This window comes from Vibrio sp. 10N, assembly GCF_036245475.1.
Classification (GTDB): Bacteria; Pseudomonadota; Gammaproteobacteria; order Enterobacterales; family Vibrionaceae; genus Vibrio.
Map to the genome: position 1 here is coordinate 2,007,732 of NZ_BTPM01000001.1, position 25,667 is coordinate 2,033,398.

General features: G+C 45.0%; 23 protein-coding genes. 13 read left to right on the forward strand and 10 right to left on the reverse strand.

The window, feature by feature from the left end; translation table 11 throughout:
* The first annotated feature begins 111 nt into the window (after positions 1-111).
* The 4 genes from AAA946_RS09380 (at position 112) to AAA946_RS09395 (ending at position 2,286) form a co-directional block, all read left to right on the forward strand.
* Entirely contained in the window at positions 112-672 is a 561-nt protein-coding gene (locus AAA946_RS09380) for a DUF1415 domain-containing protein (RefSeq protein WP_338164621.1), read from the forward strand.
* Between the two features lie 149 nt (positions 673-821).
* Entirely contained in the window at positions 822-950 is a 129-nt protein-coding gene (locus AAA946_RS09385; RefSeq protein ID WP_338164622.1) for a hypothetical protein, read from the forward strand.
* A gap of 166 nt (positions 951-1,116) precedes the next feature.
* Entirely contained in the window at positions 1,117-1,377 is a 261-nt protein-coding gene (locus AAA946_RS09390) for a hypothetical protein (RefSeq protein WP_338164623.1), read from the forward strand.
* A gap of 336 nt (positions 1,378-1,713) precedes the next feature.
* The gene (locus AAA946_RS09395; RefSeq protein WP_338164624.1) at positions 1,714-2,286 is read left to right on the forward strand and encodes a nucleoside triphosphate pyrophosphohydrolase family protein; all 573 of its coding nucleotides are present in this window, start codon (positions 1,714-1,716) and stop codon (positions 2,284-2,286) included.
* Positions 2,287-2,324: 38 nt separating this feature from the next.
* Here AAA946_RS09395 and AAA946_RS09400 read toward each other — a convergent pair whose 3' ends face one another.
* From AAA946_RS09400 to AAA946_RS09420, 5 genes are all read right to left on the reverse strand, one after another.
* Positions 2,325-3,662, reverse strand: a complete 1,338-nt coding sequence (locus AAA946_RS09400; RefSeq protein ID WP_338163367.1) for an IS4 family transposase — start codon at positions 3,660-3,662, stop codon at positions 2,325-2,327.
* Positions 3,663-3,806: 144 nt separating this feature from the next.
* Complete coding sequence (gene btuD / locus AAA946_RS09405) at positions 3,807-4,565, reverse strand: vitamin B12 ABC transporter ATP-binding protein BtuD (RefSeq protein ID WP_338164625.1); 759 nt, start codon at positions 4,563-4,565, stop codon at positions 3,807-3,809.
* Positions 4,549-5,547: a vitamin B12 ABC transporter permease BtuC gene (gene btuC / locus AAA946_RS09410; protein ID WP_338164626.1), complete on the reverse strand. Its 999-nt coding sequence runs from the start codon at positions 5,545-5,547 to the stop codon at positions 4,549-4,551. The genes btuD and btuC overlap by 17 nt, the downstream gene beginning before the upstream one ends.
* Before the next feature lie 45 nt (positions 5,548-5,592).
* On the reverse strand, positions 5,593-6,621 hold the full coding sequence (locus AAA946_RS09415) for a succinylglutamate desuccinylase (RefSeq protein ID WP_338164627.1): 1,029 nt from the start codon (positions 6,619-6,621) through the stop codon (positions 5,593-5,595).
* A 189-nt stretch (positions 6,622-6,810) separates the two neighbouring features.
* Entirely contained in the window at positions 6,811-8,610 is a 1,800-nt protein-coding gene (locus AAA946_RS09420) for a M3 family oligoendopeptidase (protein ID WP_338164628.1), read from the reverse strand.
* Positions 8,611-8,965: 355 nt separating this feature from the next.
* Between AAA946_RS09420 and AAA946_RS09425 the strand changes: the two genes are divergently transcribed.
* Both AAA946_RS09425 and AAA946_RS09430 read left to right on the forward strand, forming a co-directional pair.
* Positions 8,966-9,799, forward strand: coding sequence for a formate/nitrite transporter family protein (locus tag AAA946_RS09425; protein ID WP_338164629.1), 834 nt, complete (start codon positions 8,966-8,968; stop codon positions 9,797-9,799).
* A 17-nt stretch (positions 9,800-9,816) separates the two neighbouring features.
* Positions 9,817-11,532: a protein kinase domain-containing protein gene (locus AAA946_RS09430; RefSeq protein WP_338164630.1), complete on the forward strand. Its 1,716-nt coding sequence runs from the start codon at positions 9,817-9,819 to the stop codon at positions 11,530-11,532.
* Here AAA946_RS09430 and AAA946_RS09435 read toward each other — a convergent pair.
* The 5 genes from AAA946_RS09435 to AAA946_RS09455 all read right to left on the reverse strand — a co-directional run bounded on the left by AAA946_RS09435 (position 11,521) and on the right by AAA946_RS09455 (position 15,089).
* On the reverse strand, positions 11,521-12,144 hold the full coding sequence (locus AAA946_RS09435) for a histidine phosphatase family protein (protein WP_338164631.1): 624 nt from the start codon (positions 12,142-12,144) through the stop codon (positions 11,521-11,523). The genes AAA946_RS09430 and AAA946_RS09435 overlap by 12 nt on opposite strands.
* On the reverse strand, positions 12,141-12,707 hold the full coding sequence (gene cobU / locus AAA946_RS09440; RefSeq protein WP_338164632.1) for a bifunctional adenosylcobinamide kinase/adenosylcobinamide-phosphate guanylyltransferase: 567 nt from the start codon (positions 12,705-12,707) through the stop codon (positions 12,141-12,143). Before cobU ends, AAA946_RS09435 begins: the two co-directional genes overlap by 4 nt.
* A 10-nt stretch (positions 12,708-12,717) precedes the next feature.
* Positions 12,718-13,500 (reverse strand): adenosylcobinamide-GDP ribazoletransferase, encoded by a 783-nt coding sequence (locus tag AAA946_RS09445; protein WP_338164633.1) that lies wholly within the window; start codon positions 13,498-13,500, stop codon positions 12,718-12,720.
* The gene (gene cobT / locus AAA946_RS09450; protein ID WP_338165813.1) at positions 13,497-14,525 is read right to left on the reverse strand and encodes a nicotinate-nucleotide--dimethylbenzimidazole phosphoribosyltransferase; all 1,029 of its coding nucleotides are present in this window, start codon (positions 14,523-14,525) and stop codon (positions 13,497-13,499) included. Before cobT ends, AAA946_RS09445 begins: the two co-directional genes overlap by 4 nt.
* Positions 14,526-14,798: 273 nt before the next feature.
* The gene (locus tag AAA946_RS09455; protein ID WP_338164634.1) at positions 14,799-15,089 is read right to left on the reverse strand and encodes a hypothetical protein; all 291 of its coding nucleotides are present in this window, start codon (positions 15,087-15,089) and stop codon (positions 14,799-14,801) included.
* 730 nt (positions 15,090-15,819) lie between these two features.
* Here AAA946_RS09455 and AAA946_RS09460 point away from each other — a divergent pair.
* From AAA946_RS09460 to AAA946_RS09490, 7 genes are all read left to right on the forward strand, one after another.
* On the forward strand, positions 15,820-16,704 hold the full coding sequence (locus AAA946_RS09460; RefSeq protein WP_338164635.1) for a sigma-70 family RNA polymerase sigma factor: 885 nt from the start codon (positions 15,820-15,822) through the stop codon (positions 16,702-16,704).
* A gap of 73 nt (positions 16,705-16,777) precedes the next feature.
* Positions 16,778-17,461 carry an oxidoreductase gene (locus tag AAA946_RS09465; RefSeq protein ID WP_338164636.1) on the forward strand — a complete coding sequence of 228 codons (684 nt, stop codon included), beginning with the start codon at positions 16,778-16,780 and terminating at the stop codon, positions 17,459-17,461.
* A gap of 167 nt (positions 17,462-17,628) precedes the next feature.
* A complete protein-coding gene (locus AAA946_RS09470) occupies positions 17,629-18,996 on the forward strand; it encodes an L-cystine transporter (RefSeq protein ID WP_338164637.1) in 1,368 nt (455 codons plus the stop codon).
* Positions 18,997-19,155: 159 nt separating this feature from the next.
* On the forward strand, positions 19,156-20,295 hold the full coding sequence (locus AAA946_RS09475; protein ID WP_338164638.1) for a permease: 1,140 nt from the start codon (positions 19,156-19,158) through the stop codon (positions 20,293-20,295).
* A 459-nt stretch (positions 20,296-20,754) separates the two neighbouring features.
* Positions 20,755-22,035: a carbohydrate porin gene (locus AAA946_RS09480; protein ID WP_338164639.1), complete on the forward strand. Its 1,281-nt coding sequence runs from the start codon at positions 20,755-20,757 to the stop codon at positions 22,033-22,035.
* Between the two features lie 120 nt (positions 22,036-22,155).
* Positions 22,156-24,183, forward strand: a complete 2,028-nt coding sequence (locus AAA946_RS09485; RefSeq protein WP_338164640.1) for a methyl-accepting chemotaxis protein — start codon at positions 22,156-22,158, stop codon at positions 24,181-24,183.
* A 251-nt stretch (positions 24,184-24,434) separates the two neighbouring features.
* Positions 24,435-25,454, forward strand: coding sequence for a LacI family DNA-binding transcriptional regulator (locus AAA946_RS09490; protein WP_338164641.1), 1,020 nt, complete (start codon positions 24,435-24,437; stop codon positions 25,452-25,454).
* The last annotated feature ends 213 nt before the right edge of the window (positions 25,455-25,667 follow it).

The window sequence follows — 25,667 nt, forward strand, 5'->3', positions numbered from 1 at the left end:
ACTTCGCCAATTTCAGCATAGCGACACAGTCGATTTACTCAATGACATAAACGTTCGCTATCGGCGCCATAGCAGCATATAATTGCCACAGTGTTACAAGTGGTAAATGTTATGTCGTTACGTGAAGAAGTAGTAAAGATCGAGCAACAAGTTCAACAATGGTTAAAAGACGTGGTCATCGGTTTAAATCTTTGCCCGTTTGCAGCGAAACCTGAGCGCAATAAGCAGATAAAGACGTTTGTCAGCCTTGCTGATAAGGAAGAAGGGTTACTTGAGGATATTTTAAGTGAGCTGATGCTGCTTGAACAAACCGATGCAAAAGATTTGGAAACCACACTGGTTGTCGTGCCTAAAATGCTGCATGATTTTGTCGACTACAACTTCTTCATCGATTGGGTTGAAGCCCTAATTAAGCAAAATGGCTGGGAAGGCATCTACCAAGTCGCCACCTTCCACCCCAATTACTGTTTTGGGGGCGCCGAGCCAGAAGATCCAGAAAATCTCACTAATCGCTCACCGTATCCAATCTTCCACCTTATCCGCGAAGAGAGTATGGAACGCGTACTGAAACACTACCCTGATCCAGAGGCCATCCCTGACAACAACATTGCGCGAGTGAGTGATCTGGACGAGCACGAGAGAAAGCGTCTGTTCCCGTACCTGTTTTCGTAAGTGGCGCTTGATAACAGACATGACTTTATGGGGATCTTGGTCACTGACAGAAAGAAAGATTGGCTCAATATTAGGTTACGATAATGTAGATACTCAATGACTGGCGTCGCTGTTAAGGTAGCGACATTAGTCTAAAGATGAGCATCACTATGAAATCTTGGTTCAAGTTTATTCCACTCGCCCTTTTGGTCAGCTACGTTGTGATCTATGACGTCGTAGATCAATACGACCATAGCCAAGCGGCAACACCACCGTCCGTTGTCGAGCAAGCACAATAAATCGTTGTCTATTCTCTGCCCAAGTATCCTCAAGGTTCAATATCAGTGAGCTTAACAACTTGGGCACATTAGAAATTGATAAAATTCTTACATTCCATACTTCCCTAACGCCCTCTCCATTGATAGCCTATCCAAATCTATAGGTTTTAATTTATAAGTACAGCCAATGAGTCTGGCACTCACTATTTTTACTAATGCTGGCGAGAGCGGTGTTGAACTAGCAAGCTATCAAGCACCTTCTGCTACACATGCTGTTGACGTCTGGGACGCAATACCAAGAGCCACAGAGGTGACAACGCATTACCTAGTTATCATGGAAGGTAACAACCATATTGATAGTAAATTCATCGAAACGCGATACGTCGGCCAGTTACTGGAAATGTGGGGAAAGTTTGATCACTTCTATGAGGAGTTCCAACAAGGTTAAAAGGCCACCCCGAAAGGTGGCCTTTAAATACGACGACTCGGGACCCTAATCCGAAACGTCGTTTTCCAAAAAGTACGTGTACTTTTTGAAACTGTTGGCATGATGGCAATCCAATGCAACACCATCATCCCTATGTTCTTTGGGTTATGTGACTACAATATGAGCAACCATTTGAATTGTCTGCGAATATTAACTGTAATCACCCGCTAAAACAATATCTGAATACTGCACATAAGTGTAGTTCAATATCCCAGCCTGAAGAAAATGCTCATCACTGTAGCGAAGCCCTCTCAGCTCTGATAGGATCTTGCCATCAGTTATTAAAAAGCAAAATCGATGAAACTAACCAAACTTACCCAACCGATCTTTGATCACCTGTACCGTGACATTACCGAATTTCGTACAACCTTTGACTTACCAGTGAATAATGCTGAGTCACTGGATGATGCAGCTGACACTCTACATAGCTCACTGGCGATTGAAGAGATGACCGAGCTTGCTGAAGCTGACTGTAAAGTAGAACAAGCAGACGCAATTATCGATTCCGTGTATGTCTTAATGGGCCGCCTGGTTCATCTTGGTGACAGCAAAGTCGAAGACAACATTGCGATTAGCTACCTCATCGAACTGCTGCTACATGTCGCGGCTAACCGTGATATCGACTTCATTACATGCTGGGATGAAATTCACTCGAGCAACATGAGCAAAGTATGTCGCAACGAGAAAGAGTACCAGGAAACGGAAGCGCACTATGCTGAGCAAGGTATCAAACTAATGGCGGTGACCAAAGGTGAATACATTATTGCTAAATGTGCCGAAGATTTCGTATCAGAAGCGAAAACCATCCGCAAAGGCAAAGTCTTGAAGTCGGTTTACTACCGCCCTGCGGACTTATCGCCGCTGGTTTAGAAAGTTAAAAAAAACGGCCTCAATGAGAGCAACGTAGTTCATTTAAGAGGAGCTGCGTTGCGATTAACAGGGTATCGGGTTTTTGATATTTTTACCGCCCTAGGCCGATTTGGCTTAGGGCGTTTGTCTATAAAGAGGATGGATAGGTCGCCTCGAAGGCTCTTTAAGCGTTTCGGCGTGTTACCTAAGGATACCGCTTTACTCATCACTTTGAGCTGGCTGGCTATAAATTGGCAAGCATACTTAAAACTTATTTCATTAGGTAAGCGCCCGTGTTCAACTGCGGCTTGACTAGCTTCTCGTCTCACCAAGTTATAACCAAGTAGCAGTCCCCATAGCTCTTGATAGACGAGATCGACTGTTTTGCTTCTCAACACTAAAGCGTTATGTTGCATCGAACTCTTGATATCACGATAACCTAATTCTATCTCCCACCTTTCATGATAAAGCTCTGCCACGGATTGAGCGTCATACTTGTCTCTAGGAAGAGAGGTAAACACCGTCTTGGATTTACCTTGGACCTCGTAAGTGACCGCCCTGACTGTCCATTTCTCAGGAAGATTAGGGTTCTTCTTACGAGCCTGTGGAGAGGTCTTCATCTCTACTAGCATGTCACTGCTTTCTTTATCGTCCAGTAGGGTATATTTGACTCCTTTCTTTGCAGGGAGAAGCCAATGTCTATTTATTCCACTGTTGTGAAGAGAAAGTAGTAAATCTGCTCCATAAAACCCTTTATCCAGTAATGTCACAGAGTTGTCTGGTAAAGCGTTGATGAAGGGCATCGCTAGAGGGATTTCACCTCGGCGATACGGGCTTATCGCTGCATCAACGATGACATGAGAGCGAACATTCATCATTGTCACAACCCTCAATACTGGATGAGGTGTTTGCCTGTTGCTAGACGTATTACCAGAGCCAAAATGTTCTCTTAATTCGGGTGTGTCAGCTGTTCTAAAAAGAGCACCATCTACAGCAAAAACCTGTAGGCCTTGCCAAGTATCATCAGGGTATCGCTCAAGCCCCCATGTTTTTCCGCATTGCTTAAACAGCCATTCTGGTGCTGCTTTACCTAAGCGCTGTCTTGCTTGGGTTAAAGCGCTCTTTGCCAACAGTTCTTCATCAGCAAGGCCATCAGCACAGACGTTCATTCTCCGTGCGACTTCGGCAATGGGTTCATTACGGAAAAAAGCCATACCAACAATTAACCACAAAACCATATCACTCGGTAGTCGGCGTCGACGGATTGTCGCTTTATCAGACAGAGAGGCTGCTTTAGCGACCCACTCATCAGGAATATGTTCAGAGAATGTGGTGAGCTGAGCTACATCGACAGGGTTTTCTTCGAGGAAGTCGGCAAAGAAGTTTTGAATAGACATAAAAAAATCGGAAACCTATAAACAGGTTTCCGATTGTCTCTCATCAGAAGGATCGGTCAACCGATCCTTATCTGATCTACATTGCCTCAATGAGAGGCCGTTTTTTTCATCGATGGATACGCAATTCTTCTTACCAAAGGGGGGCTATTCATTGAAGATCAGTAGCGGCTTCCCGTTGACTTCTATTTTGCTTACGGATGTCTGATAGACAGAGCCTATGTTATCCGGTGTCAGCACCTCATCACCACACCCTACTGCCTCAACAACGCCATTGTTCAACATCACCACATGGTCTGCTCGTCTCAGTGTGGTATTTAAATCATGATTCGCCACCACGACAGACGTTCCTTGGCTCGTCACTAACTCAATCAATTGGTTGAGGTATTTCTCTTGCCCCACATCAAGTGGAGCGGCCGGTTCATCGAGGATCAATAAGCGTGCTAATGGATTTAAAGGACGCCATATTTGCAAACAGCATGCTGCCAATCTGACTCGCTGCCACTCCCCACCAGATAGATGATGCACCGTTCTCACCAACATGTTATCAAGCTTAAGCAGCGCCGTGATCTCTGCTATCGCGTCATCAAGCTCACGACTGCCATTTTGATGTTCAGTCGGGATTGATAAAGAAAGATATTGATAGACAGGCATATTAAACGCGGGCCGCGCCGCTTGAGGTAAGTATGCACGAACCTTAGCCATGTCTGGCAGTGACATCTCGGCCAAATCCATGCCAGCGATCTCCACCTTACCCTCGTAATTCAATACCCCCGCCAGCGCCGCCAACAAAGTACTTTTGCCACTGCCATTAGGGCCAATAACATGCGTTAACTGCCCTTCTGGAAAAGAAAGGCTTGCGGGTAAAAGTCGAGTGCCAATGGCAAGGTTATGAGCCTGAATCATGGTTTCTCAACAACATCCAAATAAATACTGGTGCACCAATAGTTGTCGTCATTACACCGACAGGCAGCTCTGCCGAGTCAAGGACGGTTCTCGCCAAAATATCCGACACGACCAATAAGGCTGCGCCTGTTAGCGCCGACAACGGCAGCAAATAACGATTTTCAGTGCCAAACGCCAAGCGCAGTAAATGCGGTACTACGAGGCCAACAAAACTGATCACACCGCCAAGCGCGACCGAACCACCTACAAGTAACGATACAGCAAGTATTAGTTGCCAACGAATTCGAATGACATCGATACCCAACTGTTTCGCATGGATCTCACCGACCATCAGTTTATCGAGTGTTGCACCTTTGCTACATAACCAAATCGCAACCGGGATCATAGCAATAGTGAGAGTATGCTGATACCAGCCAACGCCTCCTACACTGCCCATCAGCCAATACATTAACTGGCGAATGCTCAAATCATCACTGAAGTAGAAGGCCCATGTCACCACTGCACCCGATAAGATGCCAAGTGCCACCCCTACTAACAGTAACCGAGTTGTCGTCAGTCGAAGAGTTTTCGCCATCGATACTAAGATAAGCGTGAAACCAAGTGCGCCCAGAACGCCAGCTACCATGAATCCAGCTGGTGTGGCCGCTGCCGGAAAAGCAAACAAAACCAAAACCATGCCTAAACTGGCACCACCGGAAATACCCAGCACTCCAGGTTCTGCGAGCACGTTACCTAATAGAACCTGAAGCGATGCTCCAGAGAGTGCTAGAGCAGCGCCTATCGCGGCGGCCGCAAATAGCCTTGGCATGCGAAGATCATACAGCAGACGGGACTCTAACGCCGATTGTGGGGAAAAAGGATTAATAAACACTTCACCAACAGAAAGGTGAAGTAGCGCGCAAGTAAATAAGACGCCTAACATCACTATCATAAGGATGTGCCAGCGTCTTTGGTTTTGATTCAGTAACTGATTGAATTCCATAAGAGGAGCATAACAGCCGCGCTCAAGAACGCCACTGATTTTCTGTTAATCGTAGACCAGTTGGTCATCCTCATAGCGAGTTGCCACTTTAACCACCATTAACGCTGCTCGTTGACCCACTACCACTTTACGATTTGGGAACACAATGGCTTCATGATCGTTTTTCGCCATTAGTGGTTTATCACCATCGTGGCCGAAAACTTCGCCATGTTTAAACTCGGTAAAGTTCTCTACATCGTCATCAAACAAGAAATCAAAGTCTTGGTGATGGCGAACCACAGTGCGGGAAACACGATAAATAATCGGCGTTTTAGCCAGATGCTCCGGTTTTTCTGCTGCCAGCAAATCACGTGTCGCCAAGTCAAAGGCCAGTAGTTTGCTCAAATCGTTTTCACCTATCGGTGCAACGCGGCCAAGCTCCATGGTCAGTGCCTGTGCGCCATAGTTCTCTGCGGAAAACCAACTAAACGTGCTGGAAGGAGCATTGGACAGTAACACCGCATCCATATGAGCACTGGAGACATAATCAAACAGCGCTTTACTGCGAACGGCATGACGGGTTTTAGGGCTCACGACAAAAGAGTAATGCTTGGACTCTCGAATAGCACAATGAAGATCGAGGTGCCAACGACGCTCTACTTTGGTGCCTTGAAAAAACTCATCGACAAGTTTTTTCAATCGCTTAGCGATAGCAACCTCTCGATTTACCGAGCGTTCTTTATTGCCGAACAAACGATTTAAGTTCTCATCGATAAAACGAGTATGACGGTTGGTGGCTTCTGGGTGAGCAATGATAAACAAACAGCGTGCTTTCAGCTTTAAAAAACCTGACTCAATATCGTCAACCATTTTATCGACCAGCTCCATTGGCGCGGTCTCATCACCGTGAATACCACAAGAAAGAATGATGTGCTCACTCCCCTCATCCAATTCACTCGGTGTTACTTCCAATACACCACGATAACGGTGATCAAACTTGACCCCGTCGGCGGTAGTTCTTGATATTGCGGTGAACTCAGTTTCAGTTTCTAAAGTATCTTTCAGAAATGACTGGCGAAAAAACGATTTCGTCATGCGCTGCTCCCTATCTAACAGCGGTATGGTAATGAAACAAGAGAAAAAATTATACGAATATGATCGCGTTTATCGAAGTAAGTCGCGTAACTTTGAGAGAAAAACTCCAAACTGTTCAAAAAACAGGCCATTTGGAAAGTTTCCCCCCACCAGCAGCAAAACCTTGTTGCCAATGGGGGTTATGCAGCATTAACGACTCAACTCATTGAGAAGTGTTTCAAACTCATCCACCTTCGCTGATAAGCTTTGCATACTTTCCTCCCAGAATTCGGATTCCGTCAGGTTCTTATTCATGTGTTTCAATACCACATCTTCAGCAAGGTATGACCCGGTATCTCTGAGTAGTGCAACATAATCTGGGTAGAAATCCGCCCCTTTTTGCTCTCGCTGCGCGTACACACCTTGGCTGAACAAGTAACCAAACAAATAAGGATAGTTATAAAAGCTTAACTCTGAAATGCTGAAGTGCAATTTACTGGCCCAGAAGTATGGGTCGGTACCTTGCATTGAATCACCATACCAATCGGCCCATGTTTTCGACATCAACTCACACAACTGATTGGCATCCAGCTCGCTGTCTTGTCTTGCTTGATAAAAGGCTTTTTCAAACTCAAAACGCACAGGGATGTTGATGGTCAGTGCATACGCTGATGACAGCTCTTCCCACAGCATCTCTAACTTCTCTTCGACGGTTTTCGCTTGTTCAAGTAAATAATCACGAACAATGTTCTCAGCAAAAATAGAAGCCGTCTCAGCAAGCGTCATCGGATAACTAGTGCGGCAAAGAGGTAAGTCACGCATCACCCAATTGTGGAACGCATGACCAAGTTCATGAGCAAGAGTTAATAGGTCAGAGCGGCTGCCGCCCCAGGTCATAAACACCAACGGAGTTCGAGTCGCGGCCAGTTGTGTACAGTAAGCACCAAGTCGACGGTTTTCTGATGGTTCTGCATCAATCCAGCCATTATCAACCATAGTTTGCACAAACTCAGACATCTCTGGGTTTACTCGCTCAAAGGCGCGTTTTATAACCTCAATGCCCTCTTCAAACTCATAGACTTTCGCTTCGCCATCGCCTAAAGGTGGCATCGCCGCTAAATGATTCCAAGGCGTCATACGCGGTAAACCATGCACCTTTGCCATAAGTTTGCCCGCCTTTTGACCAATAATGCGGTGGTTTTTCGCCACTGACATCATGGCATCTAAGGTCTCACGTTGAATGCGGTTCGCTCTTAGGCTTGGATCTAAAAATTGCTCTTCAATACTGTGAGAGCGTTTCTTACCTTCATTATGTCGCCAACCAGCTAACGCATTAACAATGGCGGCGAACGACGTTTCATTCGCTTTCATTGCGGTTTGAATGCCCTTCCACGCAGCTTCTTGTTTTTCAAAGTCGCTGCCATACAAAAGGCTTGCCGCCGCGGAAAAGCCCAACGTTTCTGAGCCCTGTTCAGTTTCGATGGTGATAGTCAGTGAACCAGTAATGTTGTCATACAAGCGTCCCCATGCGTCACGCCCATCCACTTGCATCGCTGATAGCAATTGCTCTTCGGCAATACTTAGTTGCGTCTGAGCCTTGCGCTGCAACAATTCAATCTGAAAACCTTGGCCGGCAACAGAGGCATTGTCATGACTCAGAACCTGCTGGATAAAAGCCACATCGGCGAAGGCAAGGACGTTTTCATAAGGACTGAACGCCTGCTCTAGTTCTGAACCCAATTGGGATAGTCTGCCAATCAACTGTTTTGCTTGCGTATCTTGTGCGTTAGTCGAAGCATGACAATTTGCCAGCGTATTTACCGTATTAAGTAAGGTGCTCGCCGCTTCCATGGTCTGAATCGCATTCTGCATCGCAACGACATGCTGACGCTCTTCTTGATGATGAGTCAGTAGTGCAATTGAGCGCTGAATCAGCTCAATGTCTTGTTCAACCTTAGGGTCATTCAATCCTTGATAGGCAATCGATAAGTCCCAAACCGCGTTTTTCATAAGCTTTCCCTAGTATGTCTAGATATGATTTAGGACGCCGTCAATTTGATGTTTCCAGGCACTCAAAAGCACATCTCATTAAAATTCGATTATCACACTTTATTTTTCAACACCTTATATGGGGTTACGGTTCAAAGAAATCAATAGGTTTACCTCCCCCTCTCCGCTTGAATTGATATACCACTTTAGGGTTAGTCCAACATGCCCTGTTGTAGTGCGCTCTGCATCATTAACACATCACTTAATAAGCCCCACCACCCAAGAAAAACCCAACCCATTGATTTCACTGCACTTATCCACTTTGGCACAAAAATAGCACTCCCTGTAAGTGACTTTTATTCTAAGGAGAGAAACTATGTCATATATAGAACCGCGCGAGTTTGTGACTAAAATGGTCGATGCGGGTGAGCAGAAAGTGTTTATGTCAACAAAAGACACCCTGGTTCGTGCTTTTATGGCCGGCGCCATTTTGGCGCTCGCCGCCTTCTTTGCAATCACAGTAATAGTCAAGACTGGCAGTCCACTCATCGGCTCCATCTTGTTCCCTGTTGGATTCATCATGCTGTATTTAATGAAGTTTGATCTATTGACTGGGGTATTTACACTCGTTCCACTCGCTGTCATTGATAAACGCCGTGGCTGTACGATGGACCAGCTATTTCGAAACTGGGGTTTAGTCTTCGTCGGTAACTTTGCTGGTGCGCTGACCGTCGCATTCTTTGCCTCATTTATCCTTACATACGGCTACAACACCGATGGCGGCACATTAGCGGCCAAGGTAAGTACGATCGGTGAGTCTCGTACTCTCGGCTATCAAGAACATGGCACGGCTGGTTGGTTTACGATTTTCATTCGCGGAATGTTGTGCAACTGGATGGTTTCTATGGGGGTTGTTGGCGCGATGATTTCAACCTCTGCCAGTGGAAAAATGATGGCAATGTGGATGCCAATCATGCTGTTCTTCTTTATGGGCTTTGAACATTCAATCGTTAACATGTTCCTTTTCCCATTCTCGATGATCATGGGTGGTGAATTTACCATTATGGACTACATGATTTGGAATGAAATTCCTACCGCATTGGGCAACTTAGTGGGTGGATTCCTAATGGTTGGTTTACCGCTTTATTTGACACACGTACGCACAAACCCAGAGCGCAAAATGTCACTTTCCAAAAGTTCAGTAAACTAACTCAGTAGGATTCTAACTTGTCACGCCAACTAAAAGTGAGCGTTTGTCAGGCTTCCGTCTCTGGACGGAAGCCTATCAACCAAGATAGCGCGGGCTTTCACATACCCTCAACTTCCGAACGTAATACTAAAGGGATAGCCGCGATCCTCTGCGATGGCATTAGTAGCAGCAAGGTAAGCCAATCTGCTAGTGCCACCGCTGTGACAAGCTTTCTTGATGACTATTACGCCACATCAGAAGCATGGACTGTTAAACACTCCGCAAAAAAGGTACTCGAAGCGATAAATCACTGGTTATATGCGCAGACTCAAAACAGTCCATATCGTTTCAACTTCAACGAAGGCTACGTGTGTACCGCCAGTGCCCTTATAATAAAAGCACGATCTGCACATGTTTTTCATTGTGGTGACTCTAGACTGTATATCAAGCGCAACGGTAAGTTAGAGCAAATCACCCGTGACCACCGGAGATACTTAAATCCTGAAAAAAGTTATCTTTCCAACGCATTGGGAATGAGCGCTTCTGTTGAACTTGATTACCACACTATTCCACTTAACCTCGGTGACACATTGATACTCGCCACAGATGGATTATATGAGTTCCTGACAGAGACTGAGATAAGCCAAGTCCTAAATAATCATGATTTAAAGGGGGCTCATAAAGCCGATGAACTCGTCCGTCAAGCATTCGCCAACGGCAGCAAGGATAACATCTCGGTTATCATTGCTCACATTGAGTCGCTACCAGACGATACACTGCGAGAATGGAAAGCATCTCTGTTTTCACTTCCACTGCCCCCAGTATTAGAGCCGGGTCATCAAATCGATGAATTCAAAATCATACGCGCACTTCATATTACGAGTAGAAGCCATGTCTTTCTTGCAAAAGCCCTCCTAAATGATCAGCTCGTAGTCATCAAAACGCCCTCTATAGAGAGCCGTACTAATGAGCAGCATACCGATTCAATTTTAATGGAGAACTGGATTGCCAAGCGCCTACATAGTCCTTACTTGTTAAAGCCATACGTTAATCAAACGCCCCCCTCTGCCATATACAGCGTTACTCAATACGTTCAAGGAACCACCTTAAGCCAATGGCTAGATGACCATCCAACACCATCACTAAACCAAGTGCGAAATATAGTGATGCAAGTAGCATCAGGTCTACAAACGATGCATCGACAGCAAATGTTGCACCAAGATTTACGTCCTGAGAACATCATGATTGATGAACATGGTACCGCTATCATTATCGACTTTGGCTCGACCCATGTCATGGGGCTCTCAGAAATGACCGTACCCGAGACTTCTATTCCTGGTACCGCTCAATTTTCAGCTCCAGAGTATTTTCTCGGTCATGAAGGGAACACCTGCTCTGACGTTTATTCTTTAGGGGTACTCACTTATTACATGCTCACAGGGCACTTTCCGTATGGCACCGATATTGCCAAAGCAACAACGGCTAAAGCACAACAGAAACTTCGTTACGTCCCCGCATACAGCCATAATAAAGCGATTCCAACATGGGTTGATTATGCGCTTCACAATGCGCTACGCATAGAACCAACGAAGCGATACCCTGTGATCTCAGAGTTTATGTATGACCTAAAACACCCCAACCCAAGTAGTCAGATACACCTTAGACTGCCTATAGCTGAAAGAAACCCAGTTTTATTCTGGCAGCGAATATCTCTCATCCTGTCTGTATTACTGGTGTTAGCTCTATGGAATTAGTTGGAAGTGCTTAATGGGCTGCCCAATCACTTTTACGTGTATGGATTCTGGATAACGTGAATCGAACTGAAGCTGAGTGATTGTCGCATTGCCTATCGTAAGTCCGGCGTAAAGCTTAGGGTTTCGCCAATCGAGCCCAAGTACATCGGCGAGGATCTGACGGATGACGCCACCATGGCAAACGACCAATGTATGTTGAGGTATTTGAGTAATACGCTGCCATGCCTGGCGTATACGAAGATGAAAATCCTCTAGGGATTCGGCGTTAGGTAAAACGCATGTTGCTGGCGCTGACCAGAATGGCTCGAGCTTTTGCCATTGTTGTGACGACATGCTGTCAAACGGAACACCATCGAAGTCTCCAAAATCCATCTCAGCCAACGCAGGCTCTATCGTCAGCTCCACATCAGCCCGCACAGCGAATGGCCTAGCGAGGCTAGTGCAGCGCGACAGTGGCGAACTAACCACACGGTTGATTTCTGTCTGAATCGATAACAACGACTGCAATGCTTGGTGACTAAGTTCAGCCTCAACCCCCACATCGGTATGACCGTACAGCGCCGCTGCGCCCTGCACTTTAGCGTGACGCAGCAAAAGTAGGTTTACTTTCACTTTGCATCTCCTTTCAAGACCAAAGGCAATCCTGCAGCCACCAAAGTCACCTGCCGTGCAACTGCGGCAACCCGTTGATTCATTCGCCCCGCATTGTCGACAAACAAACGAGAGACCTCTCCTAGTGGCACGACTCCAAGCCCCACTTCATTGGACACCAGCACAATATGCGCGTCACTACGTTCAAGCGCTTGTACTAAAGAGGTAATGGCTTGTTCAATCGCGGGCTCCCTATCACTCTCATTACCTTCTGAGTAATAGATAACGTTGTTAAGCCACAAGGTTAAGCAATCTACCAGTACCACATCATCGCTAGAAAATTGCGCTAAAGCATTCGCCAATTCATGAGGGACTTCCCACTCTTGCCAGCCTTCTCCACGCTGCTGCTGGTGATGAGCAATACGCCGCTGCATCTCCTCATCCAAAGGCTCTGACGTCGCAACATAATGCTTAGTGACGTGCTGTTTACTCGTCACTCTGCCTTCGCATAACTCGCCGATTCTTTGTTCAGCAAAGCGCGACTTACCCGAGCGTGCACCGCCTAAAACTAACTCAACCGTCATCTTTTCCTCATTATGGCACCAAGTACATTAACACCACGATGTAAGTGAGCAGCTCAACCAATTGCTGCGCCGCACCCAAACAATCACCGGTAAAACCGCCCAAACGCGCCATTAACCATTTAGTAAAGGCAAAGCGAAATCCCAGCCCCAAGGCCACAAGCCCTGCAGCCAAAGTGGCGTCATACAACAACGCGGGAAGCACCCCACATAGCGCTAAAAAAGCCAACTCGCTCGACGTTTGTTTGTTCGCTAGAGGCTTACTTTTGCTTCCCTCAGGATCGGAGACATAAGGCATAGCGGAAATGAGTGAAGCCGCAACCGCACGGCTAAAAGCATAAGCGATGACAAATACCGCAACGAGGTTGGTTTGTAGAGACAGCTCCACCAACGCAGCATATTTTAGCAACAGAGCCATGACTAACGTCGCTACACCGTAAGTGCCAAGACGGCTGTCTTTCATAATTTCAAGCCGGCGCTCTTGTGTCATTCCACCGCCAATGCCATCGGCCATGTCTGCGAGTCCATCTTCATGAAATGCACCAGTAAGCAAGAGGCTGAATACCATAGTGGAGACAATGGCGACACTCGATGGCAACACCCACTCGGCAATAATATAAAACCCACCGCACAAGCCACCCAATAACAAACCCACCAACGCGAAGTAGCGTCCTGCTCGATTCATTCTTTCGCTAGAGTATGGCGTGCTAGCGGGTATAGGTAATCTCGAAAAGAAGCTTAGCGCTAGACAAAAGAGTTGCCACTGATAACGCCAAAAGGATGTTGCCTCACTCACACGGTTACTCCAGCACTTTCAAAGCTCGCCATCTCATTGTAAAACTCAACCGCACAACGAATAAGAGGAAGCGCCAATGCTGCGCCAGTGCCCTCTCCAAGACGTAATGACAAGTCAAGCAACGGAGAAGCTTCCAGCTCCTCAAGGATAAAACGATGAGCACCTTCGTTGGAAACATGAGAAAAGATCAGGTAGTCACGAACCGCAGGGTCAAGCTTGCAAGCGGCTAAGGCGGCAACCGAAACAATGAAGCCATCGACTAGCACAGGTACCTGTAACCGGCGCGCCTCTAGAAACCCACCCACCAGATGGGCAATCTCAAATCCGCCTAGCTGCGCGAGTACAGTCATCACATCTCGCTCTTCAAAGCGCGAAAGAGCTTGCTCGACCAAATCGCATTTTCTCGCTAACTGCTCAGGGTCAATCCCCGTACCAAGACCAACGCTCTCAAAAACGGCTAGTTCCGTTAACGCAGAGAGCACGGCAGATGCCGAGCTGGTATTACCTATGCCCATCTCACCAAAAATCAGTAAGTCAGTACCTTGCGCCACACACTGGCGAACAACGGAGCTTCCGCCATCTAACCCCTGCTCTAATTGCGATTCACTCATGGCCGGTTGACTCGAAAAATCTGCCGTACCGCAGCCAAGACGATTAAGAACAAGTTGGGAGGATTGCGTTTCAATGGCGGCTATCATGCCACAATCGACCACTTGAAAATCAATATTATTGGCGCGACAAAAGCAGTTAATCGCCGCACCTCCCGCAAGAAAATTGGCCACCATTTGCTGAGTTACGGCACTCGGAGCAATACTGACGCCCTGTGAAGCAATGCCATGATCACCGGCAAAGACAACAACCTTAGGATTAGACAACGCTATTTTACTTACAAACTTACCATGAGCGTGGCTTTGAATTTTGGCGAGTTGCGCAGCGACTTGCTCCAGCTCACCGAGCGCACCGAGGGGTTTGGTTTTCTGATCGATATGATGTTGTATCTGAGAGTTAAATTGATTGTTTAGCATTGTGTCCATTTCGCTATGTCTGTCTCAAGCAAGCTACACCCTCACTTGATCCTAAAGTAGTGGTTAATAGTGTACGCATGTCCGGCACTCAAACCAACTGAAGTTGATGATGTAACCACATGAAATGGATTCAATTATAGGGATAACGGATAATACAAGAGCAGAAAAAGAGGCAGGTTATGCAGCAGGCCACCAACACAGATAGGAATAAGAAATATCAACACCCATCATTATAGTTAGTAACCCATGCACTAGGAGCAGCTAAAAGGTAAGTCAGACCGTATCTTCCTCACGCAACTCAGAAAACAAGACCGCTAAACCGTCATCTGAAACGCGAGGTTTCGCCAAGTTGCAGGTTTTACAGCACTCCTTATCCATTTTGCAGTGCTGCCCCATCAACAAACTATCCAAATTACGCGTGCCTGCCTTACAATCCAGTTCAAGAGACTTAAAAATACGGCAGTCACTGCTGTTAGGGGAATCAACGACCCCAATAATAGAAACGCCTTGAGACTTGGCGAGCAACAACAATTCTTCGATTTTTTGTTTAAGTTCTGTATTCATTCTGCTGTGTCCAAACTATTATTTATTATTCTTAACGCTAGCTTAGACTAAAGTTTAACTAAATGTACCCAAGTGAGTCACTATTATTTGAATATGATAGAACGCTCGTACTTTCGAATTTATCAATTAATTTATAAAACAAGTACTGAATGTAAATTCCCTGTAAAATCATGAAGTAACACAGTATTTATTACATTGATTTTTTGACTTAGAATCACACAAACAAACAAAAACCATAAATACAGTACAAATCACCACAAGGTGGATAATTCAAAACAAAAATCATAGCCCAAACCCAAAATCTTAGTGATTAAATCCAAATAAAAGCAATCTCTCAATCAAAAGTCGCCATTAAATACTTACAAGTCACATGTCAACTTAAAGTCTAGATATAGGTTTACAACTTACTCAATAATTAGTCGGCAACTAAGTTAGCTGCAATACTCTAATTTATCAGTAGCCTAATACTCTGTTATTTCAATATGATACACATCCACATCATCAGAAAATAAACCCCACCTCTAGATACGAACGATTCTTATTGTTCCTTACTACCGCGAAAGGCCCTAAACAGCAAATACATTATGTTGCAATTGTGTATAAAACCATGATTAACGTACGCTGTTCATTGTTACTTGGTTATAGTAATTTATAACATTGATGTGTACATGGATTCACATCAACTATAAGACTAATAATAAACCAATGACGCAGTTGGTAAGGGGTTATTTTGAAATTAGAAGAAAACCGTGCTCAACAAGGCTCCAAAAACAAGGACGAAACTGTCAATATTGGTACTAGCTACTTTAAAGAAGTATCCAGCCACAATTTGCTCACCGCCGAAGAAGAAAAACTCATTGCTCGTAAGGCTCGTACGGGTGATGTTGAAGCAAGACAGCAGTTGATCAATGCTAACCTACGACTTGTCATAAAGACCGCTAAACGCTATGCCAATCGCGGACTCGACTTTTACGATCTCATCAATGAAGGAAATATCGGCCTCATTCAAGCCGTTGATAAATTTGACCCCGAGCTGGGGTATCGCTTTTCAACCTATGCCGTTTGGTGGATCCAACAAGCTATTGACCGCGCCATCATGAATCAAGGCCGTACCATTCGGGTGCCGGTTCATATCACAAAGCAAATCCGCGAGTGCAGCAAAGCAGCCCACCTGTTGCGAAAAGAAGGCAAGCATGAACCCACATTTGCAGAAATCGCCGAGAAAACTGGACGCTCTGCTGATGAAGTAAGCAAGTTAATGAAACTGTCAGAACAGTCACTGTCACTTGATAATGGCTGGGATGACGATGGCGATAAAAAGGACCATTTCCAAACCATCGATGATGACGATGTGTTTGAACTTCCAGAACGTGACATTGTCACGCAAAATTTAAACAAAGAACTCGTCAGCTTGGTCGATGGTCTCCCAGACAAACACAAGGTGATTCTCTATCACCGTTTTGGTCTTCTTGATGATGAACCTAAAACCCTCGAGGAAGTAGGAAGTATCGTCGGAGTCACCCGCGAGCGGGTACGACAAATCCAAAAAGTGGCCATGGAAACACTTCGAGATAAACTGAGAAAACAAAACCTAACCGCGGCTGAAATTGATTAGTTTTGTCTATATCACAACACGTTATCTAGATATTGGCTATAGTCCCACTACACCTTGTTGAGTGGGACTTTTTATGCAGCACAACTATAACGCCATTATCGCTGGTAGCTCGGGACTAGTCGGTAGCAAACTGCTCGCCTTGCTAGAACAAACCAGCCACATCGATACTATCTATGCATTGTGCCGCTCCCCACTCGATAGCCAACACCAAAAAACACGCCAAATTATGGATGGCGCTCTGCGAATTACGGATTGGGATGAGAGTCTCCCCACCCCAACCTTGGGTTTTATCTGCCTTGGAACCACACTACATAAAGCAGGAAGCAAAGCGGCACTAGAAAAAATAGACCTCGATTTAGTGTGCGAAGTAGCGCAAACAATGAAACTCGTTGGGGTGAAGCAAATTGCCGTTGTATCTAGCCTCGGTGCTTCGCCACGTTCACTCTCGCATTACTTAAAGTGCAAAGGCCGAGTAGAACAGCGTATCAAGCAAATGGGATTTGAACATGTTGTGTTTGTCAGGCCAGGCCCACTGGCTGGCAGAGAGGTCGACATTCGAAATGACGAAGTGTTGGTGCAAAGGCTATTTTCTGTCCTATCGCCCATTATGCTTGGCCCACTTCGCTCTATTGCTCCCATACCTGCTGAACTGGTTGCTAAGGCAATGCTCTACAGCGTTTTACAACCCAATAATGCCAAATATGTCACGTATAATTCAGCAAATATGCGCGACATGCTCAGTAATTACGCCAACTGACTCGCACAATATTTCTAACAAACGTGGCTTATATAACTTACACCTCTAAGTAATAACTTTTACTTATTGTTATCTCACGTCGTCAAACGTTACTTTAGCCATCCACACTTCCATTTCCCACATCCAAAGTGGGGACTTCGTCAGTTGAACAAAAAAGGATAATTTATATGTCAATTGCGGTTATCGCAGCACTCGCGGTATTTTTGGGCATTCTCTACTTTTTATACGGACAGCAGCAAAAGAGCCACACACTTTCTCGCTTAGTACTTTTCGGCTTGGTTTTAGGCAGCGCATTCGGCCTATCGTTGCAACTTATTTTTGGTGAGGGCCATGCTGCCATCAGCGGCACTCTAGAGTGGGTCAACGTCGTTGGCCGTGGCTATGTTGGCCTACTCAAAATGATCATCATGCCACTTGTTTTGGTATCAATGATTGCGGCCGTCGTGAAGCTTGAAAAAGGCGGCTCACTTGGCAAAATCAGTGGATTAACCATTTCTGTCCTGCTTGCAACAACTGCGATCTCCGCGCTAATCGGTATCTTGGTCACACAGGTATTTGGCCTAAGTGCTGAAGGATTGACTGAGGGCGCTCGTGAAACGGCTCGTATTGCTGTACTTGAAAGTCGCGTAGACCGCGTTAGCGATCTCACCATTCCACAAATGTTGGTGAGTTTTATTCCGACTAACCCATTTGCTGATCTGACGGGGTCACGCTCGACGTCAATTATCGCTGTTGTTATCTTCGGCGTACTTACTGGTATCGCTGCTCGTAAAGTGATGGCTGAAAAAGAAGAGCTGGAATCGCCAATTCGCACGTTCGTTGAAGCGACTCAGTCTATTGTGATGCGTTTGGTTAAAATGATCATGGCATTAACGCCTTACGGTATTGCAGCATTAATGGCAAAAGTAGTCGCGACATCAAGCGCAGGCGACATCCTAAACCTGCTTGGCTTCATCGTTGCGTCTTACCTTGCGATCTTCCTGATGTTCATCGTTCATGGCGTGCTGGTATCCTTTGTCGGTGTGAGTCCGAAAGAATACTTCCAGAAGATTTGGCCAGTTCTAACATTCGCCTTCTCTTCACGCAGCTCAGCGGCAACAATTCCACTCAACGTGGAAGCTCAGGTAACAAAACTGAACGTACCACCAGCGATTGCAAACCTATCCGCTTCTTTTGGCGCAACAATCGGCCAAAATGGTTGTGCGGGTATCTATCCTGCAATGCTAGCGGTTATGGTAGCGCCTTCAGTAGGCATCGACCCAATGGACTTTAACTTTATTCTATCGTTGATTGCGATCATTACGATTAGCTCATTTGGTATCGCAGGTGTCGGTGGTGGTGCAACATTTGCTGCACTCATCGTATTACCAGCGATGGGGCTACCTGTCACCATTGCGGCGCTGTTGATTTCAATTGAGCCACTTATTGATATGGCACGTACGGCACTTAACGTATCAGGTGCTATGACGGCGGGTACAATCACCAGCCGCTTACTGAAAAACAAAGAAGCGCCGCTCGAGGAAGCAAAAGCTTAGTCTCGCGATCCTATCTAAACACAACAGCGCCTTACGGCGCTGTTTTTGTTTCTATTCAATAGCTTAAAATTTTATTTCCACCTTTATCGAAATAAAGCTTGATCTCAGCTTAGTTATTTCTATAATTCGAAACATATCGAATTATTAGGAGAAACTAATATGAGCCCTGAATTCCTTTCAATGGCCAAAGAAACCGCCAACATGTTCGCCTTCTTAGCGACCGAGTTAATTATTCTATTTTTGGCTATCAGCTACATTGTTGGTGTTCTACAAGAGTTCCTAACACCAGAAAAGATCCAATCTATTCTTAGCTCAAAGAATGGTAGAGGTTACTTTGTTGCTGCACTACTTGGTTCCATCACTCCATTTTGTTCGTGCTCAACGATTCCTTTCTTAAAAGGATTGCTGCGCGCTCGTGCTGGATTTGGACCTATGATGGTGTTCTTGTTCGCCAGCCCACTGCTAAACCCAGTGATCATTGGTCTGTTTGTCGTGACATTTGGCATAAAAGTCGCCGCCTTTTACTTCGCGATTGCCATGTTTGTATCAGTAACAGCAGGCTATGTATTAGAGAAGTTGGGTTTCGAGCGTTATGTAAAACCTGAAGCATACGAGGCACAAACGGCGAGCTCTTGTGGTACGTCTTGCGGCGATACTAAACCAGCTGCGACTAAAGAATCGTCATGCACAACATCTACAAGCTGTGGCTCACCAAAAATTGAATCAGTGAAGCCAGCAGTAAGCAGCTGCTCAGCGGACAGTTCTTGCTCAACACCTGCACCGGCAACATCATGCTGTACAGAAAAAGAGCCAGAGCCGACTATTGCTAGCATTAATGCAGACGGCAGCGCGTGTTGCGACAACACAGTAGCAACACCAAAAGAAGACAATCGTTGGGTTCATATCTGGAAGTCAACTTGGAAAGACTTCAAACAAGTATTCCCTTACCTAATGGTGGGTATTCTACTTGGGTCATTCATTTACGGCTTTATTCCAACTGACCTTATCGCAGAGTACGCAGGTGAAGGCGTTTGGTACGCGATTCCTATCGCAGCAGTCATTGGTATTCCGCTATACATTCGTGCTGAAGCAGTGATTCCTCTGAGTGCGGCACTAGTGCAGAAAGGTATGGCGCTAGGCTCAGTGATGGCTCTGATTATTGGTAGTGCGGGTGCAAGCCTGACTGAAGTTATCTTGCTTAAATCTATCTTCAAAAACCAGATGATTGCCGCATTCTTGGTGGTAATTTTGGGCATGGCGGTGAGTGCAGGTTATTTATATAGCTTCATATTTGGCTAAGATTAACAATTGGACTCTAATTACAGTAGGTCGTCGGGTAATATCCCGACGACTTTAACACATCTTACCCCCTCACCTTTCCGCTTGAGACTCCAACTAAACACCTCCCATCAATTAAAGACAAATATAAATCACACTAAATATTTCAGGCATTACACAATATTGAAAGTTTTCAAATAAAACATTCACAATATATATGCAGAGATAAAAAAAGCTGTGATAAATGACATTCTAACCCATGAAACGAAACCGTATTCATAAACAAAGCATCGAAATCACAACAAAGGAAAATACATATAAATCAACACATTACAACAAAACCTCCAATTGAATTTGTTTCATGGACTGCGCACCCACTAATTAGATGTGAAGCCAATCTATATTTTCATTCATTTCATTCCTTAAGATTATTGATAACAAAAACAACCAAGTATCAAAATAAACTTATAAGGAAATAGTATGTACCATCTTAAAAAACTTCCTGTTGCCGTAGCAGTGGCTGCATCTCTGGTCTCTTTTTCATCTTTTTCAGAAACTGAAAGTAACAATGCGGCTCAAATTGAAGAGCTGACAAAACGTATTCAAGAGCTTGAAACCAAAGTTCAAGAAACGGATTATATTTATGACCAACAGCCAGCTGTGCTTACTCCGGATTTTGAGCCACCTCAAGGCCTTATTTTCTCTGGTTATGCTCGTTATGGCATGCATTATTCGGATAGCGACTCAGCTTATGTTGATGTCGGCAGTTCCGGTCGCGCAGTGGGTCGTCTTGGTAACGAAGCAAACGGTGGTGAAATCCAGTTTGCGTATGCGAAGAAAGCAGACAATGGCGCAGTATGGGATATTGTTGCTATGTTCGATCAATGGGGTAACCGCGCATGGGGTTCTGAAGGCGGTGTCAACCTTAAGAAAATGTACGCTGGTGTGACTAATGTCTTCGAAAGCCAGCCTGAGCTATACATGTGGGCAGGTCGTGACTTCCACCAACGTCCTCAACAGGGTCTAAATGATTACTTTTGGATGTCACATGATGGCCAAGGTGGTGGTTTCAACAACTTAAACCTTGGTGGTGTAAAACTTGATATGGGTATTGTCGGCCAAGTCGACTCTGAGACGGGTGCGCTGGGTAACGACAACGGTAAGTACGCACTTACCTCTAAACTTCACGGCATTGACCTAGGCATTGGCGCCCTGGATCTGTACGCGAACTATGGTTTTGCATCCAAGCAAGCGGATGTATCAGTGCAAGACAATAACTCTTGGCAATTGGGGGCGACGCTGGGTCTAGGCGCATCAAACAAGTTCGTTTTTAAATATGCGGACAACTCAGACAACAGCGCATTCGATTTGAACGATGATCTTAAAGTCATCTACGCGAGTTTAGAAGGTGGTATTAGTCCGACAGATGCATTTAAAGTGGATTACCTTGCCTCTTTTAAACAACTAAACGGTGAAGACACGTCGGATCGCAATGAATACTCTGTTATTGCTCGTCCAATGTACCAATGGGATGACGTTCATTCTACCTGGTTAGAAGCGGGTTATGCGATGGAAGATCACGATGACGACACTGAGAAAAAAGGTTGGAAAGTGACGCTTTCTCAAAACGTATCACTTGGTGGTTTGCCATGGAGCCGTCCAATGCTGCGCTTCTATGTAACAGCAGGTGACGTTAAAGCGACAGACGTTGAGAAGGTAGATACGTTAGCAGCTGGCGCAATGTTTGAAGCATGGTGGTAATGAACAATTAGGGTTCCCACTATTTGGGTCTGACACGTCAGGCCCTTTTTTCCCACTCTTTGTCTGCACTACGAACTCCACATTCACACCATTTGTATTGACCACCTAGGAGTTTATTCGATGAAACTGTCATCAATCGTCACTCGAATTTACATTAGCTTCTTTCTACTTATTGCCATTATGATGGCTTCATCTTGGTATGCGATTCAGTCTACTTCGAAAATGACTGATCGAATTGAATCCATCACCCATGAATCAACGCCACTCATGATGCACACATCGGCGTTGACCATCGCTTTCCTTGATATCAATCGAAGCCTCACACGCTATTTGGCCGCAATGTATATTGACGAGCTTGAACCATTAGCAGCAGACATTGAAGAAAAAAATGCCCACTACCACACCGAGGAGCAATGGATATCACAACACTTAGAGTCCAATACAAATACACAAGAAACACTTTCTATTATTAAGTCTGGTAGTGCTGAAGTACTGAATCAAATTGCGACTGTAACCGGCTTGTATGAGCAGTTCCTCGACCTAAAGGATCAAGATGACTTCCAGCAATCAAAGTTTCAGCCAATTGTTAATCAACTGACTTCTGATCTCGTTAGTGGATTGTCCAATGCAAGTAGTTCGAATGAGCGCGCTGCTATCCAAGGCTTACTATCACAACTGAGTGTGCTCAGCGTAGATGCCAACAAAGCATTTTCGATGCAAGATATTGTCGAGCTCAATGCCTCAAAGCGCAGCTTCTCCTCTCGCAAGGAGCGCTTTCAACAAGCCGTCGATGTGTTGCGAACCGCTTCCCCTGCTCTTTCTCGCTCTACCGAACAAGCAACTAAGCTATTCTCAACTCAGCTATTTAGCAAATCTGGAGCTATGAGTCTGCATATTGCGGCTTACGACCTATTCGACCAACTATTGACACAAAGAGCACACTTAACGACATTAATCGACGCTCACCTAACAGCCATTCAACAGCTCTCTGACTATGCAGACTCGAGTACAAAAACCGTAGAAACGGAGGCGATAACCAGTGCTCACCACGTGGTTTCTGTCTTGGTTGGCGTGCTTATTTCGTCAATCCTCATTGCTCTTGTTATTGCCATTCGCCTTGCTACCTCAGTTAGGAGGCCAAGCAAACAAGTGCAAACTGCGCTAGAACACCTAGCACAAAAAGATCTCTCGGCAAAAGTGGACTGTCAAAGCCACAACGAGTTTGGAAACATTGCCAACAAAGTGAACCTGGTTTTAGAGCACTTATCTGAAGTGATATTCCAACTACGCAGCTCTGCAGATCAACTTAATCAAGCATCTATCGAGAACCAACACACCAGTGACCAACTGACTGAGGACATAACGCGCCAGACGATGCAAACAACTCAAGTTGCTACTGCAATGAAGCAGATTGAGTGTGCGGTAAGGGAAATTGCTCAGTCAGCCAACGATACTCTATCTACTGTAACAGAAGCTGTTGACCTCTCTTCTCAAGGACAAAGTGCGATTAATGCCAATGCTAATCTGCTAGGTACTCTGTCCGCTCGACTTTCTGAGTCAACGGCAACCATAGAAGAGTTGGAACAAGAAGTCGCAAGCATCGAAACAATTCTGGAAGTCATCTCAGGAATTTCAGAGCAAACCAATCTGCTCGCGCTCAATGCAGCCATTGAAGCCGCTCGCGCGGGTGAACAAGGAAGAGGATTTTCAGTTGTGGCTGATGAGGTGCGAGTACTCGCTGCAAAAACCACCAACTCAACCTTTGAAATTAAGCAGAAGATAGAGCAGCTACAAACCAGTACTGAATTTGCTGTCTCACAAATCAACCTCTGTGCTCATGATATGAACCAATGCATCACTCAAGCAGGCAGCGTCGAACAGAATCTAAAGGGCATACACCTTCTACTTAACGATATTGAAAACCGCAGTACCAACATTGCTTCGGCGACAACAGAACACCAATCTGTTGCCAGCGAGGTAACAAACAGTGTCAATGATATTTTTAAGCTATCCGAATCAAGCGCTGAAAAATTTAAATCCCTCACTCAACATGGTCTTAATTTAGAGCAAATGGCAGAGAAACAGTTGGCACTGACCGCTAATTTCAAGCTTCCGACTGATAAAGAAATAGCACCATTAATCGACTAAGGAAAAAGTCAAGACAAGCATTTAAAAATATTAAAACAAATAATGCAAAAAACTACGAATTGTTAGGATAAGTTACATAACTTACATTCACCACCCTAATGAAAGATTCATGCACTAGGTATATTAAGCTATCTTCATAACCAAGAAATAGCTTGATACTCCGCACAGAATCAGTAAATCTAACTAACAAAAAAATGGGTAATAATATTAATATCAACTTATACCTTCGCTTTGCTGCTTAAGTCATAATAATGAAAAAGAAAAAAAAGTCCGCCACGGTTTACGATGTGGCTAAACTCGCCGGAGTGTCACCCAGTACTGTCTCACGCTTTCTTAACCGTACCACCTACGTATCAGACGAGAAAAGTGAACGCATTGAGGATGCGGTTAAAAAAACCGGCTACAAGCCCAGTTTCCAAATGCAACAGGACTTGAGTCGACGTTCAATGACCATCGGCGTGTTAGTACAACACCCAGATAGCCCATATACCTCGACTATCGTCAACGATATGGAAAAGACACTGATCAGCAAAGGCTACTCTTTAGTTATGGCCTCTGGACACTGGCAAAACAAGCTTGAAAATCATGCACTTGAATACTTAATCAAGAGTAATGTTGACGGCATCATTATCGTGACTGGCAACTTAGACAACCAAAAAATTCTCGCGACGGCCGAGTCGATCCCTGTCGTCACGGTTGGCTACGACATAAAGGGAGACAACATTTGTTCACTCAATCTTGATAATGTCATGGGCGGCTATATCGCGACTCTACACCTATTACAGCAAGGCCATACAAACATTGCACATATCAAAGGGTTATCTTCCCAGCCCGACGCAGCAGCGCGTTTTGAAGGTTATAAACAGGCGCTCAGTGAAGCTAGCATTCCCGTCAATTCCAAACTGGTCAAAAGAGGCGATTTTGGTATGGATTTGGGCTATAGCGCAACAAAAGAGCTGATCGACTCCAACATCTATTTTTCTGCAATTTTTGCCGCCAATGACCTCACCGCCTATGGCGCAATCAAGGCACTGCATGATAATGGCCTTAAGGTTCCGCAAGATGTTTCCGTGGTTGGTTTTGATGATTTGCCAACTTCAAAATACTTTACGCCAGCCCTCACTACACTAAGGCAGCCCATTGAAGAGATTGGAACTGTGTGCGCAAACTCTATTCTAAGTATGGTTTTGAAAGGCCAATATGAAGCTCGAATGCCGCCCATAGATTTAATCACACGACAGTCGACTTGTTCTATTTTCAACAAAGATTAACCTTTATAAAATAAACCTCCATGCATTTATATATGGAGGTTTATTTTTATAAATTATAATAGTAAACACAACATAGTATTTAGATATCACTTACCAACCAACAGTCTAAATTAATCAAATCCCTTCCCTTTAATTAGCATTCATTTAGCTCATCAACAACTAAAGCTTTCTCAAACCAGTCATGAACACGGCTATATAGATTAATTCTATTTA

Bases quoted from the DNA above. Each gene is read 5' to 3' on its own strand.
- AAA946_RS09380 (WP_338164621.1), top strand. From the start codon at position 112: ATGTCGTTACGTGAAGAAGTAGTAAAGATCGAGCAACAAGTTCAACAA.
- AAA946_RS09385 (WP_338164622.1), top strand. From the start codon at position 822: ATGAAATCTTGGTTCAAGTTTATTCCACTCGCCCTTTTGGTCAGCTAC.
- AAA946_RS09390 (WP_338164623.1), top strand. From the start codon at position 1,117: ATGAGTCTGGCACTCACTATTTTTACTAATGCTGGCGAGAGCGGTGTT.
- AAA946_RS09395 (WP_338164624.1), top strand. From the start codon at position 1,714: ATGAAACTAACCAAACTTACCCAACCGATCTTTGATCACCTGTACCGT.
- AAA946_RS09400 (WP_338163367.1), bottom strand. From the start codon at position 3,662: ATGTCTATTCAAAACTTCTTTGCCGACTTCCTCGAAGAAAACCCTGTC.
- btuD (WP_338164625.1), bottom strand. From the start codon at position 4,565: ATGATTCAGGCTCATAACCTTGCCATTGGCACTCGACTTTTACCCGCA.
- btuC (WP_338164626.1), bottom strand. From the start codon at position 5,547: ATGGAATTCAATCAGTTACTGAATCAAAACCAAAGACGCTGGCACATC.
- AAA946_RS09415 (WP_338164627.1), bottom strand. From the start codon at position 6,621: ATGACGAAATCGTTTTTTCGCCAGTCATTTCTGAAAGATACTTTAGAA.
- AAA946_RS09420 (WP_338164628.1), bottom strand. From the start codon at position 8,610: ATGAAAAACGCGGTTTGGGACTTATCGATTGCCTATCAAGGATTGAAT.
- AAA946_RS09425 (WP_338164629.1), top strand. From the start codon at position 8,966: ATGTCATATATAGAACCGCGCGAGTTTGTGACTAAAATGGTCGATGCG.
- cobU (WP_338164632.1), bottom strand. From the start codon at position 12,707: ATGACGGTTGAGTTAGTTTTAGGCGGTGCACGCTCGGGTAAGTCGCGC.
- cobT (WP_338165813.1), bottom strand. From the start codon at position 14,525: ATGCTAAACAATCAATTTAACTCTCAGATACAACATCATATCGATCAG.
- AAA946_RS09455 (WP_338164634.1), bottom strand. From the start codon at position 15,089: ATGAATACAGAACTTAAACAAAAAATCGAAGAATTGTTGTTGCTCGCC.
- AAA946_RS09465 (WP_338164636.1), top strand. From the start codon at position 16,778: ATGCAGCACAACTATAACGCCATTATCGCTGGTAGCTCGGGACTAGTC.
- AAA946_RS09470 (WP_338164637.1), top strand. From the start codon at position 17,629: ATGTCAATTGCGGTTATCGCAGCACTCGCGGTATTTTTGGGCATTCTC.
- AAA946_RS09475 (WP_338164638.1), top strand. From the start codon at position 19,156: ATGAGCCCTGAATTCCTTTCAATGGCCAAAGAAACCGCCAACATGTTC.
- AAA946_RS09480 (WP_338164639.1), top strand. From the start codon at position 20,755: ATGTACCATCTTAAAAAACTTCCTGTTGCCGTAGCAGTGGCTGCATCT.
- AAA946_RS09485 (WP_338164640.1), top strand. From the start codon at position 22,156: ATGAAACTGTCATCAATCGTCACTCGAATTTACATTAGCTTCTTTCTA.
- AAA946_RS09490 (WP_338164641.1), top strand. From the start codon at position 24,435: ATGAAAAAGAAAAAAAAGTCCGCCACGGTTTACGATGTGGCTAAACTC.